The organism is Streptomyces rimosus (assembly GCF_008704655.1).
In the GTDB taxonomy this organism is placed as follows: domain Bacteria; phylum Actinomycetota; class Actinomycetes; order Streptomycetales; family Streptomycetaceae; genus Streptomyces; species Streptomyces rimosus.
Map to the genome: position 1 here is coordinate 7,702,496 of NZ_CP023688.1, position 16,711 is coordinate 7,719,206.

The 16,711-nt window shown below is 69.8% G+C and carries 17 protein-coding genes and 1 tRNA gene; 10 read left to right on the forward strand and 8 right to left on the reverse strand.

What is annotated here, in order from left to right; translation table 11 throughout:
- Positions 1-5: 5 nt before the first annotated feature.
- The 4 genes from CP984_RS33690 to CP984_RS33705 form a co-directional block, all read right to left on the reverse strand.
- A complete protein-coding gene (locus tag CP984_RS33690; protein WP_003982558.1) occupies positions 6-314 on the reverse strand; it encodes a helix-turn-helix domain-containing protein in 309 nt (102 codons plus the stop codon).
- Positions 311-1,066, reverse strand: coding sequence for a hypothetical protein (locus CP984_RS33695; protein ID WP_003982557.1), 756 nt, complete (start codon positions 1,064-1,066; stop codon positions 311-313). The genes CP984_RS33690 and CP984_RS33695 overlap by 4 nt, the downstream gene beginning before the upstream one ends.
- A gap of 256 nt (positions 1,067-1,322) precedes the next feature.
- Complete coding sequence (locus tag CP984_RS33700) at positions 1,323-2,120, reverse strand: hypothetical protein (RefSeq protein WP_003982556.1); 798 nt, start codon at positions 2,118-2,120, stop codon at positions 1,323-1,325.
- A gap of 71 nt (positions 2,121-2,191) precedes the next feature.
- A complete protein-coding gene (locus tag CP984_RS33705) occupies positions 2,192-2,932 on the reverse strand; it encodes a Crp/Fnr family transcriptional regulator (RefSeq protein WP_043978085.1) in 741 nt (246 codons plus the stop codon).
- Positions 2,933-3,698: 766 nt separating this feature from the next.
- On the opposite strand from CP984_RS33705, the gene CP984_RS42300 reads away from it, so the two are divergent.
- Positions 3,699-4,076 (forward strand): hypothetical protein, encoded by a 378-nt coding sequence (locus tag CP984_RS42300; protein WP_139679704.1) that lies wholly within the window; start codon positions 3,699-3,701, stop codon positions 4,074-4,076.
- Between the two features lie 158 nt (positions 4,077-4,234).
- Here CP984_RS42300 and CP984_RS33710 read toward each other — a convergent pair.
- Positions 4,235-4,308: transfer RNA gene (locus tag CP984_RS33710), tRNA-Pro, on the reverse strand.
- A 153-nt stretch (positions 4,309-4,461) separates the two neighbouring features.
- Between CP984_RS33710 and CP984_RS33715 the strand changes: the two genes are divergently transcribed.
- The 6 genes from CP984_RS33715 (at position 4,462) to CP984_RS33740 (ending at position 12,040) form a co-directional block, all read left to right on the forward strand.
- Entirely contained in the window at positions 4,462-4,830 is a 369-nt protein-coding gene (locus CP984_RS33715; protein WP_030178094.1) for a DUF488 domain-containing protein, read from the forward strand.
- Between the two features lie 112 nt (positions 4,831-4,942).
- A complete protein-coding gene (locus CP984_RS33720) occupies positions 4,943-6,136 on the forward strand; it encodes an argininosuccinate synthase (RefSeq protein ID WP_003982553.1) in 1,194 nt (397 codons plus the stop codon).
- 98 nt (positions 6,137-6,234) lie between these two features.
- Entirely contained in the window at positions 6,235-7,662 is a 1,428-nt protein-coding gene (gene argH / locus CP984_RS33725; protein WP_003982552.1) for an argininosuccinate lyase, read from the forward strand.
- A 139-nt stretch (positions 7,663-7,801) separates the two neighbouring features.
- Entirely contained in the window at positions 7,802-8,353 is a 552-nt protein-coding gene (locus CP984_RS33730; protein ID WP_003982551.1) for a TetR/AcrR family transcriptional regulator, read from the forward strand.
- Entirely contained in the window at positions 8,350-9,936 is a 1,587-nt protein-coding gene (locus tag CP984_RS33735; RefSeq protein WP_003982550.1) for an MFS transporter, read from the forward strand. Before CP984_RS33730 ends, CP984_RS33735 begins: the two co-directional genes overlap by 4 nt.
- Before the next feature lie 172 nt (positions 9,937-10,108).
- Positions 10,109-12,040: a bifunctional metallophosphatase/5'-nucleotidase gene (locus tag CP984_RS33740; protein WP_003982549.1), complete on the forward strand. Its 1,932-nt coding sequence runs from the start codon at positions 10,109-10,111 to the stop codon at positions 12,038-12,040.
- Between the two features lie 82 nt (positions 12,041-12,122).
- Here the strand turns inward: CP984_RS33740 and CP984_RS33745 are convergent, their stop codons facing one another.
- The gene (locus CP984_RS33745; RefSeq protein WP_003982548.1) at positions 12,123-12,791 is read right to left on the reverse strand and encodes a lysophospholipid acyltransferase family protein; all 669 of its coding nucleotides are present in this window, start codon (positions 12,789-12,791) and stop codon (positions 12,123-12,125) included.
- 251 nt (positions 12,792-13,042) lie between these two features.
- Here CP984_RS33745 and CP984_RS33750 point away from each other — a divergent pair, with 251 nt between their 5' ends.
- Positions 13,043-14,191: a glycerophosphodiester phosphodiesterase gene (locus CP984_RS33750; RefSeq protein WP_003982547.1), complete on the forward strand. Its 1,149-nt coding sequence runs from the start codon at positions 13,043-13,045 to the stop codon at positions 14,189-14,191.
- A 318-nt stretch (positions 14,192-14,509) separates the two neighbouring features.
- Complete coding sequence (locus CP984_RS33755; protein ID WP_003982546.1) at positions 14,510-15,028, forward strand: GNAT family N-acetyltransferase; 519 nt, start codon at positions 14,510-14,512, stop codon at positions 15,026-15,028.
- Between the two features lie 40 nt (positions 15,029-15,068).
- On the opposite strand, the gene CP984_RS33760 is transcribed toward CP984_RS33755, so the two are convergent.
- Positions 15,069-15,512: a hypothetical protein gene (locus CP984_RS33760; protein WP_003982545.1), complete on the reverse strand. Its 444-nt coding sequence runs from the start codon at positions 15,510-15,512 to the stop codon at positions 15,069-15,071.
- Positions 15,505-15,873 (reverse strand): hypothetical protein, encoded by a 369-nt coding sequence (locus tag CP984_RS33765; protein ID WP_003982544.1) that lies wholly within the window; start codon positions 15,871-15,873, stop codon positions 15,505-15,507. The genes CP984_RS33760 and CP984_RS33765 overlap by 8 nt, the downstream gene beginning before the upstream one ends.
- Before the next feature lie 159 nt (positions 15,874-16,032).
- Here CP984_RS33765 and CP984_RS33770 point away from each other — a divergent pair, with 159 nt between their 5' ends.
- Complete coding sequence (locus CP984_RS33770) at positions 16,033-16,680, forward strand: HAD family hydrolase (RefSeq protein ID WP_003982543.1); 648 nt, start codon at positions 16,033-16,035, stop codon at positions 16,678-16,680.
- Positions 16,681-16,711 lie beyond the last annotated feature (31 nt).

Consider the following 16,711-nt stretch of genomic DNA (forward strand, 5'->3'; position numbering starts at 1 on the left):
CGCGGTCACTCGGGGGCCTCCGTTTCGTGATGGGAGATGCGGTGGTGCTGGGCCGCATGCGCGGCCCCGGCTTCGAGATCGACCGCGTATACGGGCCTTTCTTCGATACCGAGGGCCCTGAGCATGTACGCGGTGGGGATGCGGTAGCGCCTGCCGACGCGCAGTACGGGACAAGGGAAGCGACCGAGGCGGATCAGTTTGTACGCCGTATCGGGACAGACGCCGAAGGCGCGGGCAGCCGTGCGCAGGTCGACGCTCAAGGGCAGGTCGAAAGCTTCCGCGAAGCCCAAGGGCGGGCCGGACCTCGCGCTCACTGCCGGGCTCCCGCGGGGCGCAGCACCAGCGTGCCGATGAGGTCTGCCTCCTCGTGACGGCGGGCCCTGTACACCAAGTCGGGCAAGCCCAGGCGGTGCGCGAGCGCTCCTAGACGTTCCCCTTCCTGCCGGGTGCGGGACTCGGCGAAGCGAAGTGTCGCGGCCAGCTCGTCGCGACGGGGCGGTGGCGTGAGGTGCAGTTCCCACCCATCGGCCGGACACGGTTGTTGCTCCGGAAGCGACGTGGCATTGCGAGCTTCGGCGAAGGCAGCGATGTCCACGTGGGGAATTTCCCGCACGACGCGGTTCGCATAGGCCCACATCCGGTTCACTGCCTCCTTGACCAGGGGGCCGCCCGGGTCCGGGGTGTCGGGATCCACCACTTCGAGGGCGGCGAGCACGGCCAGAGCAGCCTCCGACTCAAGGTCGATCCGCTCGACTCGCAACCGGTGCACAATCCGGTACAGGTTCCGGTACACGCCAGGTATCGCCAACCAGACGAGCAGCAAGCGCCCCGGTCCGTTGCCGCCTCTCGGCTCCCGCCGAGCTTCGATGATCGCCTGTCGCCAGAGCACCGTTCGCAGGGCTTCGTCGTGGCCGGGCCTGTACAGCGCCTCCCTGGCCGCTTGGGGTGACAGGCGGACAGACCGGTCGCCGATACGCACGACGAGAAAAGGTCGCACGTCGTCCTGCGCTCCGATGAGGTTCTTCTCGATCAGGGCGAAGACGCCCCCATACTCGGTCGATGCCATCACTCCTCCTGCCCGGCCCTTGGCAGGCCAGCTGCCCTCAGCGCTGCTATTGCCCGCTGGCAGGTGCCTTTCAGAGCGGCCAGCGCTGATCGCACGGATGCGTGACGCGTCGCCGAGACCCGGCGCACCCGCTCGGCTTGGGGCCTGGCCGTTGCGCCTGTAGGGGACGCCGTATAGATGTTGATGGTGCCGTGCACGTTGCCGCCGACGTTCACCCCGTAATCCGCCCACTGCGTGCCGTCCTCGCCGAAGGCTGTCACCGGTCATGGCCAGAGCTGGCGGGCGGAAGGTTCACGGGCAGTCCGACAGTGATGCCGCCGGAGACGTCTCGGCCCACAGCGACGCCTTGGTGAACGTACTGGGAGAGGGCGACGTCGGTTGCCGGGCTCGGGGCGAGGGGACCCGATGCCGGCTGCGGGCCGCTGGTGCCGTCCACAGACAGCCGCACCTCATCCGGTCCGTGGCCCGGCACACGGATCCAACCGTAGCCGCCGAACTCCTTGACCCGCACGTGAGCCTGGACGTATTGCGTCGGATCCAGGTCGGGTCGCCCGAACCGCACGACATCCTGGTACAGCCGGTCTGACACGATGACGGCGAGATCTGCCGAAGTGAGAGCGGCAAGTGCAGCCCTTAGTTGGGGCGCGTTCACGTAGCGTGCCACGGCAACTGGCGCGGGTCCGGCCTGGCCGAGAGCGGCGTCCACGGCGACGCCAGTGTCGACGGCCAGCCGCAGCCTGACGCGCGGGGCATCCAGACGGGCGTTGAGGGCGCTGAGGCGGGTGACCAGGTGATGGACGAAGGGCCCCAGCACGATGGCATCGGGCGTGGCCACAGGGAGAACGGCAAACTCCTGGTCGCCTTGTGGCTGGCGAGCCCAGGCGGACCGGTCCAGTCCGGTCATCGTCGCTGCCTCGTCCAGCAGTCGGACCAGGTCGGCCTGGACGGCCGACTGGGATCGGGTGTCGAGGCGGCTGTACTGCTCCATGTCCGCCGCCAGGCACAGCCGCCGGCGCGGGATGACGTCCTGCGGCTGGCAGGAGATCTCGTTCACAACAACACGTCACCTTTCGATGCTTGTTGAGTGCGGTGCATGCCAACTGTGCAGTCAGAGAGAGAATCCTGCTAGGAACCGGTATTTATGCCACTCTGTAGCAGTGGCTGGGGGTGACCGGCATAACTCAACCGGGCGACTCTTCGCAGCCCGTCCAAATGCAAAACTTCGGTTCTGCATGATCCAGTGCTGATATAGCCTCTCTCGCGCAGTTGGGCGAGCGCCTTGCGCACAGTTTCCGTAGTACAGCCCGTCAGTGCGGCGAACTCGGACTGGGAGAGGTTTACGTCGATGATCTCTCCTTTCCATCCCTTCCTCCTGTATAGGGCAACGAGTTCCACGAGCACGCGAGCCAGCCGGACCACGACCGGATACTCGCGGTACTCCAAGCGCCGACGGACCGCTCTGTACAGTCGGCCACAGAGCACTGTGTCGAGCGCTGCCCAGACTTCGGGATTGGCGACGAGAAAGGGTTTGAGCTCGTGCTCTGGGACAACAGTCGCAACGACTTCTCCGCAGGTGGTCACCGTGGCCGTTCTTGCCCCGAGTCCCATGGCTGCCATTTCACCTACGACGTCTCCAGCCATTGCGATGTCCACCAGGGATTCGTAGTCGCCGTCCAGGCGGGCGGTGACTTTGACGACTCCCTGATGAAGCACCAACAGCTCATGCACGCGGTCGCCCTCACCGATCAGTACGTTCCCCGCGATGTAGCGGCGCCGACTGCCCAACTGTGCGAAGGCTGCGCGGGCCTCATCCGGCAGGGTGTCGAGAAACGGCGCGCGATCATCCGAGTGCGAGTCATGACTCATGTGCACAGCAGAGCATTCAACCGACGGAATGGTGTGCGTTTCTGGCCGGTCCGTCGATGCGGCGAACGCAATCCGGGGCGCACGGCGGCGCACAGTCGAAGCATCCGCATTTCCCATGCGCTGGGCCCCGTTGGGAATCGATAATTGTGTGCAGCGGGTTCAGGGCCCGGCACACGACTGGAGCAGTTCAGTGTCGGGTGGCACTGGGGCTCTCCCCGCCCCATCGGTGGCGCTGATCGCCTTGGCTGCCCGTGGGCCTACAGGGGTGGTAGCTGATCCAGCAGGTCGAGGATCTTTTATCGACGTGTGAGCCGAAGCTCCCTGGTCCTCAGCGTGGTCCAGAAACTCGCCGATGCGGTGGGCGTCGGGCACCGCCCTCAACACCGTCGTCGTCCGTATGACCACCACGTTTCTCTCCGAGCGCGTAGTGGCACTCGCCCAGGGAGCCGCTTCGCAGGTGAGCTGCGGCGTGCAGTCAGTGCACTGGCGTGCAGTGCCCCGGAAATGATCAAAGCCATGCCAGATGTGCTTTGAAACGGCCCTGAACTGCGACTCCATCGGGTCGGAACGACGGGTTCTGGACCGCGCCTCCTTGACACCCCCAATCTCGTTGGGTTGCATGTTCTTGCGGGCCGCAGCCGGTTCGGTACATGCAGGTTCGGCGCGGTGAGCTGAGAGTGTGAGGCTGCATACATTGCGTGGCGGATCCCGGCAAGTCCCCGGTCGGCACGGGATCGCGCGGATGGCTTGAGGAAGCAGCCTTCGGGTGAGTGATCGGAGTGACGCCTGTCCTGGTCACGTCGTAACTGCTCCAGTACCCGGCTTTGCCGATCCGGGGCCGGATGGCACTGGGTTACCGACCGAGCTCTTCGGCAAGGCCGTCGAAGCCTTGTTGATCTTTCCGGTGCAGAGTGAGTGGCTTCGCCCCGTGCTCGGTGGATCCGAGCTTCTCCGGGGCGATGGCGATTCGACGCTGACGAATCCCGTCGATGGACTTGCCCCGTTGTTGCCCCCCGCCCTGCACCTTCGCCGCATCGGCCCTGTGCCGCTCACCGCCGGACACCTCACGGTCGCGGACCGCATCTTCGACATGACCGCCTCTTGTGAACACGAGCGCAACGAGGTGATCTCTAGTCGACCGTAGTAGCCCTGAGTGTCCAGCTGGTAGCGAGCTGAAGCGTGGTCAGCCCCCAGGCGGCTCCCAGCGAGATCAAGTCCCGACATCTGCACATCGCCCGCTGACCATACCAAAACGCCCGTTGACCTGGACTTACGTCCAGGTCAACGGGCGTTTCTGCACCGTCGGGACGACAGGATTTGAACCTGCGACCCCTTGACCCCCAGTCAAGTGCGCTACCAAGCTGCGCCACGTCCCGGTGCTCGCTTCGGCCGGGGTTCCCCGGTCGCGGCGTGCAGAAGAAAAATACCCTGTTCGGGGCCCGGAATCCAAAAGCGGGGTCGATTCGGCTGCTCGCGGGGGGATGGGGCGGGTCCGCGCCGGGGTGGGGTGTGCGTGGTTGCATGGCGGTATGGGTGGTCAGCGCGGAGGGATCCGGCAGCGCCGGGTGTACGAGGAGCCGGAGGCGGCGGACGGTGCGCGGGTGCTCGTCGACCGGCTGTGGCCGCGGGGGGTGGCGAAGGAGGCGGCTCACCTGGACGAGTGGTGCAAGGACGTGGCGCCTTCCAAGGAGCTGCGTACCTGGTACGGGCACCGGTCCGAGCGGTACGCGGAATTCGCGCGGCGGTACCGGCACGAGCTGGCCGGGTCGCCGGCCCGGGAGGCGCTGGGGCGGCTGCGGGAGTATGCGGCGGCCGGGCCGCTGACCTTGCTGACCGCGACCAAGAGTGTGGAGGAGAGCCATCTGGCGGTGTTGGCGGAGGTGCTGGAGGGGGAGTAGGGGGACCGAGGGCGGAGCCAGGGGTGGCGTTCGGGTGAACTGCGTTGACGAATCATGCGGCCGAGTGCATAGTTATGCCTATCAGTGAATGCACCGCCGTAAGGAGAATCCCGTGACCGAGCGCGTCGTACTCGCCTACTCGGGCGGTCTGGACACCTCCGTCGCCATCGGCTGGATCGCCGAGGAGACGGGCGCCGAGGTCATCGCCGTGGCTGTGGATGTCGGCCAGGGCGGTGAGGACCTGGACGTCATCCGCAAGCGCGCGCTCGCCTGCGGTGCGGTCGAGGCCGAGGTCGCGGACGCCAAGGACGAGTTCGCCGATGAGTACTGCCTGCCGGCGATCAAGGCGAACGCCCTGTACATGGACCGGTACCCGCTGGTCTCCGCGCTGTCGCGGCCCACCATCGTCAAGCACCTGGTCGCCGCCGCCCGTAAGCACGGCGCCACCACCGTCGCGCACGGCTGCACCGGCAAGGGCAACGACCAGGTGCGGTTCGAGGCCGGGATCTCCTCGCTGGCGCCTGATCTGAAGTGCATCGCCCCGGTCCGGGACTATGCGATGACCCGGGACAAGGCGATCGCGTTCTGTGAGAGCAAGAACCTGCCGATCGCGACCTCCAAGAAGTCGCCGTACTCGATCGACCAGAACGTCTTCGGGCGGGCCGTGGAGACCGGCTTCCTGGAGGACATCTGGAACGCGCCGATCGAGGACGTGTACGACTACACGGCCGATCCGGCGGTGCCGCGCGAGGCCGACGAGGTCGTGATCACGTTCGAGGCGGGCGTGCCGGTCGCCGTCGACGGCAAGGCCGTCTCCGTGCTCCAGGCCGTCCAGCAGCTCAACGAGCGGGCCGGCGCGCAGGGCGTCGGGCGGATCGACATGGTCGAGGACCGGCTGGTCGGCATCAAGTCCCGCGAGATCTACGAGGCGCCCGGCGCCATCGCGCTGATCACCGCCCACCAGGAGCTGGAGAACGTCACCGTCGAGCGCGAGCTGGCCCGCTACAAGCGGCAGGTCGAGCAGCGGTGGGGCGAGCTGGTCTACGACGGTCTGTGGTTCTCGCCGCTGAAGCGGGCGCTGGACGGGTTCATCGAGGAGGCGAACCGGGCGGTGTCCGGTGACATCCGGATGACGCTGCACGGCGGGCGCGCGGTGGTCACCGGGCGGCGGTCCGGGCAGTCGCTGTACGACTTCAACCTGGCGACCTACGACACGGGCGACACCTTCGACCAGTCGCTCTCCAAGGGCTTCATCGAGATCTTCGGGATGTCCTCGAAGATCGCCGCGAAGCGGGACCTGGCGTAGGGCCGAGCCCCTCCGGCACTCCGTCCCCGGGGCCGGTCCGTCCGGCCGCCCGGGGCCGGACCGTACATCTCACCTCACCATCCACGAGGAGCTAGCAAGTGAGCAGCAACAGCGGTGACGTCCGGCTCTGGGGCGGGCGGTTCGCCGACGGGCCCGCCGAGGCCCTGGCGAAGCTGTCCGCGTCCGTGCACTTCGACTGGCGGCTGGCGCCGTACGACATCGCCGGTTCCCGTGCGCACGCCCGCGTCCTGAAGAAGGCGGGGCTGCTCACCGAGGACGAGCTGACGCGGATGCTCGCGGGGCTGGACCGGCTGGAGGCCGATGTGGCCGACGGCAGCTTCACCGGGACCATCGCCGACGAGGATGTGCACACCGCGCTGGAGCGGGGCCTGCTGGAGCGGCTCGGCCCGGACCTCGGGGGCAAGCTGCGGGCCGGGCGGTCCCGTAACGACCAGGTCGCCACGCTCTTCCGGATGTATCTGCGCGACCACGCCCGGATCATCGGCGGGCTGATCACGGATCTCCAGGAGGCGCTGGTCGGCCTCGCCGAGGCGCACCCGGACGTCGCGATGCCGGGCCGTACGCACCTCCAGCACGCACAGCCGGTGCTGTTCGCGCACCACGTCCTCGCGCACGTCCAGGCGCTGTCGCGGAACGCGGAGCGGCTGCGGCAGTGGGATGCGCGGACGGCCGTCTCGCCGTACGGGTCGGGGGCGCTGGCCGGGTCCTCGCTGGGCCTGGACCCGGAGGCGGTCGCCGCCGACCTCGGGTTCGAGGGCGGCAGCGCGGCCAACTCCATCGACGGGACGGCGTCGCGGGACTTCGTCGCCGAGTTCGCCTTCATCACGGCGATGATCGGCGTGGACCTGTCCCGGATCGCCGAGGAGGTCATCATCTGGAACACGAAGGAGTTCTCCTTCGTGACGCTGCACGACGCCTTCTCCACCGGCTCCTCGATCATGCCGCAGAAGAAGAACCCGGACATCGCGGAGCTGGCGCGCGGCAAGTCCGGCCGGCTGATCGGCAACCTGACCGGCCTGCTGGCGACGCTCAAGGCGCTGCCGCTCGCGTACAACCGGGACCTCCAGGAGGACAAGGAGCCGGTCTTCGACTCCTGCGACCAGCTGGAGATCCTGCTGCCGGCGTTCACCGGGATGATGGCCACGCTGACCGTCAACCGGGAGCGGATGGAAGAGCTGGCCCCGGCCGGTTTCTCGCTGGCCACGGACATCGCCGAGTGGCTCGTACGGCAGGGTGTGCCGTTCCGGGTCGCGCACGAGGTCGCGGGGGAGTGCGTCAAGGAGTGCGAGCGGCACGGCATCGAGCTGGACGAGCTGAGCGATGAGCAGTTCGCCGCGATCTCGCCGCATCTGACGCCGGAGGTGCGTACGGTGCTGAACGTGCCGGGCGCGCTCGCCTCGCGCAGTGGCCGGGGCGGCACGGCCCCGTCCGCCGTCGCCGTCCAGCTGGCCGAGGTCAAGACGGACCTGGCGACGCAGCGGGCGTGGGCGGACGCCAAGAGCTGATCGGAGCCCTTCGAGCCCCGGCCCCCTCGCGGTAGGCGAGGGGCCCGGGGCTGTTTTTGCGTGTGCGGGCCCTCCTCGTGCGTGAGACTCGCATGACGCTAATGAGACGTTGATGTCTCATTCGGTTATCCTGTGTCTCATGGCCGTAGACCGAGAACACGTACTCAGAGAGGCCGCCGGCCTGCTCACCCGTAAGGCGACCGCCGGGATGGATGAGATCGCGCGGGCCGCGGGGATCAGCCGGGCGACCCTGCACCGGCACTTCGCGGGCCGCGACGCCCTGATCAAAGCGCTGGAGGAACTGGGCATCCGGCAGTTCACCGAGGCGCTGGACGCGGCCCGGCTCGACGAGGACGACGCGGTCACGGCGCTGCGCCGGCTGATCGCCGAGTCCGAGCCGGTCGCCGGCTTCCTCGCCTTCCTCTACACCGAGAACCAGCTCTTCGAGGGCGAGGAGGTCAACGAGGGCTGGGACCGGCTCGACGCCCGAATCCACGCGCTGTTCCGGCGCGGCCAGGAGGAAGGCGCCTTCCGTATCGACCTCACGCCCGTCTGGCTCACCGAGGCGCTGTACGGACTGATCGGCGCCGGCGCGTGGGCCGTGCACGAGGGGCGCGTGGCGTCCAAGGACCTCACCCATTCGATCGCCGAGCTGCTGCTCGGCGGCATCCGACGGAGCATGGAGAAATGAGCAAGCCCGCCAACGAGACCGCGGAGCACACCGGCGCCACCGCGGAGCACCAGCCGCGCCCCGGACGCTGGCTCGCGCTCGCCGTCCTGGTCCTCGCCGTCCTGCTGGTCGGCGTGGACGCCACCGTTCTGGGCCTGGCCACCCCCTTCCTCAGCGAGGACCTGCGTCCCTCCGGCACGCAGCTGCTGTGGATCGGCGACGTCTACTCGTTCGTCATCGCCGGTCTGCTGGTCTCCATGGGCAGCCTCGGCGACCGCATCGGGCGCAAGAAGCTGCTGCTGACCGGCTCGGTCGTGTTCGGCGCCATGTCGGTGCTCGCCGCGTACGCCGGCAGCCCGGCCATGATGATCGTGGCGCGCGCCCTGCTGGGCGTGGCGGGCGCGACGCTGATGCCCTCCACCCTCGCCTTGATCCGCAACCTCTTCCACGATCCCAGGGAGCGCAGTCTCGCCATCGGCATCTGGGGCGCGATGGCCTCGGCGGGCGCCGCCGTCGGCCCGGTCCTCGGCGGTTTCCTGCTCGGCCACTTCTGGTGGGGCTCGGTCTTCCTGATCAACCTGCCGGTGATGGCGCTGCTGGTGCTCGTCGGCGCCAAGGTGCTGCCGGAGTCCCGTAACCCGAACCCGGGCCCGTGGGACCTGATCAGTGTGGGGCTGTCGCTGGTGGGCATGGTGGCGATCGTGTACGCGATCAAGGAAGCGGCGGTGCACGGCATACGCTGGGACATCGCGGCGGCCGCCGTCCTCGGGGCGCTCGCGCTCGTCACCTTCGTACGCCGCCAGCAGACGCTCGCCTCACCGCTGCTGGACATGCGGCTCTTCAAGAACCGCGGCTTCTCCGGCGCCGTACTGGCCGACCTGCTGACCATCCTGGGCCTGTCCGGACTGGTCTTCTTCCTCTCGCAGTTCCTCCAGATGGTGCAGCTGCGCTCGCCCCTCAACGCGGGCCTGGTGGAACTGCCGGCGGCGATCGGCGCGGTGGGCGCGGGCCTCGCGGCGGGGTACGTCGCCCGGCGGCTGTCCGTACGGCTCGTCGTCGCCGGCGGCCTGGGGGTGGTCGGGCTGGCCCTGGCCGGGTGCATCGGCCTGGGCCAGGACACCAGCACCTTCACGCTCGGCACGATCCTGTTCGTCGTCGGCATCGGCGCGGGCTTCGCGTTCACCGTCACCGCCGACGTGATCCTCTCCAGCGTGCCCAAGGAGCAGGCGGGCGCCGCTTCCGCGGTCTCGGAGACGGCGTACGAACTGGGCGCCGCCCTCGGCATCGCGCTGCTCGGCTCCATCGTCACCGGCATCTACCGGGACTTCACGACCCCCGCGGGGGTGCCCGAGGCGTCCGCCGACGCGGCGCGGGAGTCCCTGGGCGGGGCCGTCGAGGCGTCCGGCACCCTCCCGGCCGACACCGGATCGAGCCTGCTCACGGCCGCCCAGCACGCGTTCGTCGACGGCCTGGACACGGCCGCCGGGGTGGGTGCCGCGGTGCTGCTCGCCGCCGCCTGCGCCGCGTGGTTCCTGCTGCGCGGCCAGCGGCTGGCGGACAGCCCCGCCGAGGCGGAGCCGGAGCAGGAGGCAGTGCGGAGCTGACCGCGAATGACCTGGAGAAGCGGGCGGGGGCGGCCGTTGTCCCCCGCCCGTTCACGTGCCGGTTGCCTCGTGTGGGCCGGGAGGCTCCCATGGCTCGTTTGACTCTCCAGTCGTTCCCCCGCACTCGGGCACTCTCAGAAGGGTGACGACCTTGGCAGAGCTCGGCAGACGCATGTTCTTCACCGCGGCGGGGGCCCTCGCCACCGTCACCGCGGTCGGCACCCACGCCTTCGCTTCCGGCCACGCGCGCGACGCGCGTACCGCCGACGAGTACGTGGACGTGCAACTGCTCAACATCACCGATCTCCACGGTTACCTCCAGGCGGCGCCGGCCAGCAACGCGGTGATTACCGGCGCCGGCGGCAAGAAGTACACCGTGGGCGGCGTGGCCTACATGGCCGCGCACCTCGAACGGCTGCGGGCGGGCCGTGCCAACTCGCTGTTCTTCGCTCCCGGCGACCTCTTCTCCGGCTGGGAGTTCCCGGCCGAGTCGCTCGCCGACGAGCCGACCATCGAGGCCCTGAACCGGATGGGCATGAACTTCGCGTCGGCCGGCAACCACGAGTTCGACAAGTCGCCCGCCTTCCTCTCGCAGCACATGGTGGACGGCATCTCGTACCCGACGGTCGACTGGGACAACTCGTTCGTCGACTCCGCCGGACAGCGCTTCCACGGCGCCAACTTCGCCTACTACAGCGCCAACATGGTGTGGGCCAAGGACGGGCGCACGGTGCTGCCGCCGTACAACATCGAGTGGGTGGACGCCGGGCGCGGCCGCCGCCTGCCGGTCGGCTTCATCCATCTGACCGTCCTCGGCAGCGAGTTGATGCCCGCCTCCTACCAGCCGGGGCTGCGCAGCCTGGACCAGCTGGCCACCGCCGACCGCTGCGCCGCCGAACTCAAGGCCCGCGGCGTCAACGCGATCGTGCTGAGCATGCACGACGGCGCGGTGGCCGGCGGCGACTTCAACAGCGGCACCAACCCCTCGGGGCCCGCCTACGAACTGGCGCTGCGCTGCTCGCCGGACATCGACGCCATCGTCTGCGGCCACTGGCACACTGCCTTCAACATGATGGTCCCGGACCCCAACGGGGTGCGCCGCCCGTTCGTCGAGGCCGGCTGCCACGGCCAGATCATCAACGAGATCAACCTCCGGCTGGACCCGGCCACCGGCAAGGTGATCCGCGAGCTAACCACGTCCACCAACCACCCCAACACCCGCGACGTGGCCCCGCATCCGGAGCTGGCCGAGGTCGTCAAGTACTGGGCGGGGTACGGGACCCGGCGCGCCGCGGTGCCCCTCGGCAAGCAGACCGCCTCCTTCACCCGGACCCGCAACGAGGCCGGCGAGTCCACCATGGGCGACCTGGTGGCCGACTGGGCGCTGTGGGCCGGGCGGCAGCCGCAGGGTCCGATGAACGACGCGAACCTCGATCCGCCCACCCCCGCCGACCTGGCCGTCATCGCCATCGCACCGCGCCTCGGGCAGGCCATCATCGCCGGGGACCTGGTGTACGACGCGGCGACGGACGGCACGGTGGCGTTCGGCAAGGCGTGGAACGCGGTCGGCTTCGGCGACCCGATCGTCACCGCGACCGTCACCGGGCAGCAGATCCACGACGCGCTGGAGCAGCAGTGGACCGTACCGGTCGGCGGCGGTCTGAAGTACGCGCCGCTGGCGGTCTCCGCCAACGTCCGCTACAGCTTCGACGCGACCGGTCCGGCGGGCAACCGGGTGGATCCGGCCGATGTGCTCATCGACGGCAGGCCGCTGGACGTCTCCCGCTCGTACCGGATCGCGGCACCCTCGTACACGCTGCTCAACCAGGACGGATATCCCGCCTTCACCGGCTTCGCCCAGCCCTTCCGGCACAACCGCGACTTCGAGAGCTTCGTCGCGTACGTCAAGGAGAGAGGGCGGATCGAGCCCGCGCCGCTGAACCGGGTGACGGTCAAGAACGGCGGCGTCACGGGTGCGCGTATCGGTGAGATCCACGCACCGGAGCGGCTGCGGAGCGCGGCCGGAGTGGTGCTGCCCCGCGCCGAGGCCGCGGCGCTGGCCGCCAACCGGCCCACGGCGGAAGGGTTCCGCGTGCCCTGCTGAGCCGTACGGCCTTCCGATACGCCAACGCGCCGGTCCCCGCCCGGAGTTCGGACGGGGACCGGCGCGTCGTGAGTGCGGGGGATCAGGCCGCGCGGGCCTTGGTGGCGTACATGTCCACGTACTCCTGGCCGGACAGCCGCATCACGTCGCTCATCACCTCGTCGGTGACGGCGCGCAGCACATAGCGGTCGCGGTCCATGCCCTCGTAGCGCGAGAAGTCCAGCGGCTCACCGAAGCGGCAGGTCACCGGCGCCAGATGCGGACGGCCCTTGCCGCCGGGCTGCACCTTGTCGGTGCCGATCATCGCGAACGGCACGACGGGCGCGCCGGTCATCAGCGCGAGGCGGGCGATGCCCGTACGGCCGCGGTACAGCCGGCCGTCGGGGGAGCGGGTGCCTTCGGGGTAGATGCCGAACGCGTGGCCCTCTTCCAGCACCCGGCGGCCGGTCATCAGCGCCGCGACGCCGCCGTGCCCGCCGTCCCGGTCCACCGGGATCATGCCGGCGGTGGTGAAGAACCAGGCCATCAGGCGGCCCTTGAGGCCCTTGCCCTTGACGTACTCGTCCTTGCCGATGAAGAACACCGGCCGCTTGACGATGAGGGTCAGGAACAGCGAGTCGATGAACGTGACGTGGTTGCCGGCCAGGATCACCGGTCCGCTGCCGGGAATGCGCTCCGCGCCCTCGACCTTCGGGCGGAACAGGACACGCATGACGAATCCGAGAAACGCCTTCAGCAGAATGCGGGACAACGGGCCCTCCGGTCGTGGGTGGTGTGCGGCGGTCGCCGCGGGCGTGCACGGGTATGCAGCCCTGGACGATACTCGTCGGCCGCGCTCGATCGCACATCGGGTTCATGGGACCGATACGCAGAGTTGACGCGTGTTTTCCGGGCGTTTCGGACCACGTCTCCCCTTCGAAAGGTGTACGTGCCTAGGATCGCCCCGACCCATTGACAGGTGCCGGACACCCTCACCGGTGCCCTGGAGCAAGGAGCGCGAACATGCAGGAACGGCAGCTGCCGGGACGCCGGACGGTACTGGGTGCGGCGGCCCTCGGCGCGGGCGCGGCGGTCTGGGGCGGAACCGGTACGGCGAGTGCCGCGAGCTCCCGGGGGCGCGGCCACGGCGCGCACGGCGAGCTGCCCGTACCGCTGATCGTGGGCCACCGCGGCGCCAGCGGCTACCGCCCCGAGCACACCTTCGGCTCCTACCAGCTCGCGCTGGACATGGGCGCGGACGTCATCGAGCAGGACGTGGTGCCCACCAAGGACGGCCACCTCGTCTGCCGGCACGAGAACGACATCACGGCCACCACGGACGTCTCGGCGCACCCGGAGTTCGCGGACCGCAGGACGACGAAGACGGTCGACGGGGTCAAGCTCACCGGCTGGTTCACCGAGGACTTCACGCTCGCCGAGCTGAAGACCCTGCGGGCCAAGGAGCGCATTCCGGGCACCCGGCAGCACAACACCCTTTATGACGGCGTGTGGGACGTTCCGACCTTCGAGGAGGTCCTGAAGTGGGCCGACCGCGAGGGCCGCAAGCGGGGCCGCCGCATCTGGCTGCACATCGAGACCAAGCACCCCACCTACTTCCGCAAGCTGGGCCTCGGGCTGGAGGAACGTCTCGCCCGGCTGCTGCGCACGTACGGACGGCACCGGAAGAACTCGCCGAACTTCCTGCAGTCCTTCGAGCCCAGCAGCATCCAGCGGCTCGGCAAGCTCGTGGACTGCCCGAAGGTCGTCCTGCTGGGCACCCTCAAGGACCGCCCCTGGGACTTCGAGGTGGCCGGTGACCCGCGTACCACCGCCGACCTGGTCAAGCCCGCGGGCCTGAAGTGGATCGCCGGCTTCGCCGAGGGCATCGGCCCGGACCTGACCGTCATCCTCCCGCGCACCAAGGACGACAAGCTGGGCAAGCCCACCTCCGTCGTCCGGGACGCGCACGCCGCCGGGCTGGTCCTGCACCCGTACACCGGGCGCAACGAGAACACCTTCCTGCCCGCGGACTTCCGCCGCGGCACCGACCCGAACGCGTACGGCGACGCGCTGGGCTACTTCAAGAAGTGCCTGGCCACCGGCATCGACGGCCTGTTCTCCGACAACTGCGACACGGCGCTGCTGGCCGCCGCGGAGTTCCGCAGGCACTGACGGCGCCCCGCCCCGAGGCGCCGCGCACCACCGGCCGGACCGGGCCGGCCCCACCACCGGGACTTCTCATCTGAGTTGGGAATGTCACAGAGGAGCTTGGGGCCGGTCCGTTCCCGTTGTCAGGAATGCCTGCGCAGAATGCTCATGGCGGAGATTGCCGCTGCCCGAAACCGGGGAGTCCGGGAGGGGCAGCATCGGTCACGCCACGGCGGCGGCGTGCACCACACGGCTCCGCCAGTCAGGGCAACCGGTCCGGGCGCACCCTCACACCCTCTGCACGCCCGGCCGACCGAACCGAATAAGGGGAGGCATACGCGCATGGGCATGAGCGTGACCATCTCGGCGGCGACCGACCAGGACGCCGAGCAGATCCTCAAACTCCAGTACCTCTGCTACCAGCCGGAGGCCGCGCTGTACGACGACTACTCGATCGAACCGCTCACCCAGACCCTGGATGACCTGCGTGCCGAACTGGGCGACGCCTGCGCGGTGGTGGCCCGGCTCGGCACGGAGGTCGTCGGGGCGGTACGCGGCACGGTCGACGCGGACGGCACGGCCGCCATCGGCAAGCTCATCGTCCACCCGCGCATGCAGCACCACGGCCTCGGCGGACGGCTGCTGGCCGCCGTCGAGGAGCGGCTGACCGCCGAACGCTCCGCCAAGCGCTACCGGCTCCTCACCGGCCACCGCAGCGAGGGCAATCTGCGCCTGTACCGCAGCCACGGCTACGCGTCCGTCGGCACCGAACAGGTCAGCTCCCGGCTCAGCGTGATCACGCTGGAGAAGGAGGCGGCCGCGGCGGACGGCGCGCCGCAGAGCTACGTGGCGAGCGCCTGACCGGCCCGAACCGCGCAGCGGGGGCCCGCCGGGGGACGCGTCACGCCCGGCGGGCCCGCCGCAGCCACAGCAGTCCGGTCACCGGCAGGAAGACCGGGATGAAGAGGTAGCCCATCCCGAAGTCGGACCAGACGGTGGCGTCCGGGAAGGCCGAGCGGTCCACCAGCGTCCACGTACCGACGCCGAGCACACCGATCAGCTCCAGCGCGCAGCACACGACCGCGGCCCTGCGGGCCCCCTCGCCGCCGCGCACCAGCGAGAACAGGATGAAGGCGTAGACCACCGCGGAGACCGCGGACAGGATGTACGCCAGCGGTGCCCGGTCGAACTGCGCGTTCAGCTGGTAGGCCGCGCGCGACGCGGCGGCGACGGTGAACACGCCGTACAGCGCCACCAGCAGCCGGCCCGGGCCGGTGCCCAGGGAACGCCGCGCGCCGCCCGCCGCGGCCTCGGGGGTCCGGGACCCCGCGGATGTCTCAGGCATGGCCGCCTCCCCAGATGTCGAACAGCCGCACTTCCAGTACGGCCAGGACCACCGCGCCCGCCGCCACCGTCGCCGAGCCCCAGCGGGTGCGCTCCGAGAGCGACAGGAACCCGGTGGCCGGTACGCAGGCGGCGGCGCCGATCAGATAGGCGACGAAGATCGCCGTACCGTCCCGTGCCGTCTCGCCGCGGCCCAACTGCACCAGGCCCACGACCAGTTGCACCACGGCGAGCAGCGCGACCACGGCCATGCCGATGAAGTGCCAGTCCTTCGTCGGCTCGTCGCGGTACGCGGCGAAGCCGCACCAGGCGGCCAGGGCGAGGGCGGTCACGCCGATCGCGACCGTCAGCGCGTCGATCACCGGGACCTCCGCGCGGCGCGGGTGCGCGAGGTGGAGATATAGGGCATGAGGCGACTTTAATCGGCGCGCCGCCGCCCCGGGCGCGCGGCCCCGCCGGTCGCCCCCGGTCACCGATGGTCGGGGCGGCCGGTCACCCCGTGTCACGTACGCTGGCGCAGCATGAAGATCTCCGCAGCCGCGCTGCTTTTCGACAACGACGGGACGCTCGTCTCCTCCCTGGACTCGGTCCACCGGTGCTGGGCGAGGTGGGCCGAGGAGTACGGCATCGCGGCGGACGACTTCGCCCGGGTCGAGCTGCACGGACGCCCCGCCGCCGAGATCATCGGCGATCTGCTGCCGGCCGCCCGTGTGCCGGAGGCGCTGGCCCGGATCGAGCAGCTGGAGTACGAGGACGTGCCGGGCGGCACGCATCCGCTGCCCGGCACCCATGCGCTGCTGGCCGGGCTGCCGCCGGAGCGCTGGGCCGTGGTCACCTCCGCCACCGCCCGCCTGGCCGAGGCCCGGCTCGCCGAGGCCGGTATCCACCCGAAGACGCTGATAGCCGCCGACGACATCACCCGCGGCAAGCCCGACCCGGAGCCGTTCCTGCTGGCCGCCCGGCGGCTGGGCGTGGACCCGGCCCGCTGCGTGGTCTTCGAGGACGCCCCCGCCGGGCTCGCGTCCGGCCGCGCCGCCGGGATGACCACCGTGGCGTTGACCACAACACACCGGGCCGACGAGCTGGCCGCCGATGTGGTCGTCGAGGACCTGTCGGCGGTGTCCGTGCAGGCCACGCCGGACGGCCTGGAGGTCACCACCGCGGGCTGACCCGCTGTCCAGCCATCGGTCGGGCCTGTCC

Excerpts from the sequence above, each read along its gene's own strand:
- CP984_RS33760 (WP_003982545.1), bottom strand. The coding sequence starts at position 15,512 with ATGCCTGAGACATCCGCGGGGTCCCGGACCCCCGAGGCCGCGGCGGGC.
- CP984_RS33735 (WP_003982550.1), top strand. The coding sequence starts at position 8,350 with ATGAGCAAGCCCGCCAACGAGACCGCGGAGCACACCGGCGCCACCGCG.
- CP984_RS33755 (WP_003982546.1), top strand. The coding sequence starts at position 14,510 with ATGGGCATGAGCGTGACCATCTCGGCGGCGACCGACCAGGACGCCGAG.
- CP984_RS33730 (WP_003982551.1), top strand. The coding sequence starts at position 7,802 with ATGGCCGTAGACCGAGAACACGTACTCAGAGAGGCCGCCGGCCTGCTC.
- CP984_RS33715 (WP_030178094.1), top strand. The coding sequence starts at position 4,462 with ATGGGTGGTCAGCGCGGAGGGATCCGGCAGCGCCGGGTGTACGAGGAG.
- CP984_RS33750 (WP_003982547.1), top strand. The coding sequence starts at position 13,043 with ATGCAGGAACGGCAGCTGCCGGGACGCCGGACGGTACTGGGTGCGGCG.
- CP984_RS33705 (WP_043978085.1), bottom strand. The coding sequence starts at position 2,932 with ATGAGTCATGACTCGCACTCGGATGATCGCGCGCCGTTTCTCGACACC.
- CP984_RS33695 (WP_003982557.1), bottom strand. The coding sequence starts at position 1,066 with ATGGCATCGACCGAGTATGGGGGCGTCTTCGCCCTGATCGAGAAGAAC.
- CP984_RS33770 (WP_003982543.1), top strand. The coding sequence starts at position 16,033 with ATGAAGATCTCCGCAGCCGCGCTGCTTTTCGACAACGACGGGACGCTC.
- CP984_RS33740 (WP_003982549.1), top strand. The coding sequence starts at position 10,109 with ATGTTCTTCACCGCGGCGGGGGCCCTCGCCACCGTCACCGCGGTCGGC.